The organism is Streptomyces sp. NPDC087440 (assembly GCF_044744005.1).
Taxonomy (GTDB): Bacteria; Actinomycetota; Actinomycetes; order Streptomycetales; family Streptomycetaceae; genus Streptomyces.
This window is the reverse complement of the sequence record NZ_JBIUXN010000061.1, coordinates 1-1424: the sequence shown is the minus strand read 5'-3', so window position 1 is coordinate 1424 and position 1424 is coordinate 1. Positions and strand designations below refer to the sequence as shown.

Annotated in this window: 1 rRNA gene; it reads right to left on the bottom strand. The window is 55.5% G+C overall.

Annotated elements, in window-relative coordinates:
- Positions 1-31: 31 nt before the first annotated feature.
- A 23S ribosomal RNA gene (locus tag ACIO3O_RS42720) occupies positions 32-1424 on the bottom strand; the annotation flags it as partial.

Here is a 1424-nt window from a genome sequence, read left to right as displayed (position 1 = left end):
TTCAGAACTAACACAGTGGACGCGAGCAACTGAGGACAAGCCCTCGGCCTATTAGTACCAGTCAGCTCCACCCGTTACCGGGCTTCCACATCTGGCCTATCAACCCAGTCGTCTACTGGGAGCCTTAACCCCTCAAAGGGGGTGGGAATACTCATCTCGAAGCAGGCTTCCCGCTTAGATGCTTTCAGCGGTTATCCTTTCCGAACGTAGCCAACCAGCCATGCCCTTGGCAGGACAACTGGCACACCAGAGGTTCGTCCGTCCCGGTCCTCTCGTACTAGGGACAGCCCTTCTCAATATTCCTACGCGCACAGAGGATAGGGACCGAACTGTCTCACGACGTTCTAAACCCAGCTCGCGTACCGCTTTAATGGGCGAACAGCCCAACCCTTGGGACCGACTCCAGCCCCAGGATGCGACGAGCCGACATCGAGGTGCCAAACCATCCCGTCGATATGGACTCTTGGGGAAGATCAGCCTGTTATCCCCGGGGTACCTTTTATCCGTTGAGCGACAGCGCTTCCACAAGCCACTGCCGGATCACTAGTCCCGACTTTCGTCCCTGCTCGACCCGTCGGTCTCACAGTCAAGCTCCCTTGTGCACTTACACTCAACACCTGATTGCCAACCAGGCTGAGGGAACCTTTGGGCGCCTCCGTTACTCTTTAGGAGGCAACCGCCCCAGTTAAACTACCCATCAGACACTGTCCCTGATCCGGATCACGGACCTAGGTTAGACATCCAGCACGACCAGAGTGGTATTTCAACGGCGACTCCACACACACTGGCGTGCATGCTTCACAGTCTCCCACCTATCCTACACAAGCCGAACCGAACACCAATATCAAACTGTAGTAAAGGTCCCGGGGTCTTTCCGTCCTTCTGCGCGAAACGAGCATCTTTACTCGTAGTGCAATTTCACCGGGCCTATGGTTGAGACAGTCGAGAAGTCGTTACGCCATTCGTGCAGGTCGGAACTTACCCGACAAGGAATTTCGCTACCTTAGGATGGTTATAGTTACCACCGCCGTTTACTGGCGCTTAAGTTCTCAGCTTCGCCAACCCGAAAGTCAGCTAACCGGTCCCCTTAACGTTCCAGCACCGGGCAGGCGTCAGTCCGTATACATCGCCTTACGGCTTCGCACGGACCTGTGTTTTTAGTAAACAGTCGCTTCTCGCTGGTCTCTGCGGCCACCCCCAGCTCACCGTGTAAAACGGATCACCGGTGATGGCCCCCCTTCTCCCGAAGTTACGGGGGCATTTTGCCGAGTTCCTTAACCATAGTTCACCCGAACGCCTCGGTATTCTCTACCTGACCACCTGAGTCGGTTTAGGGTACGGGCCGCCATGAAACTCGCTAGAGGCTTTTCTCGACAGCATAGGATCATCCACTTCACCACAATCGGCTCGGCATCAGGTCTCAG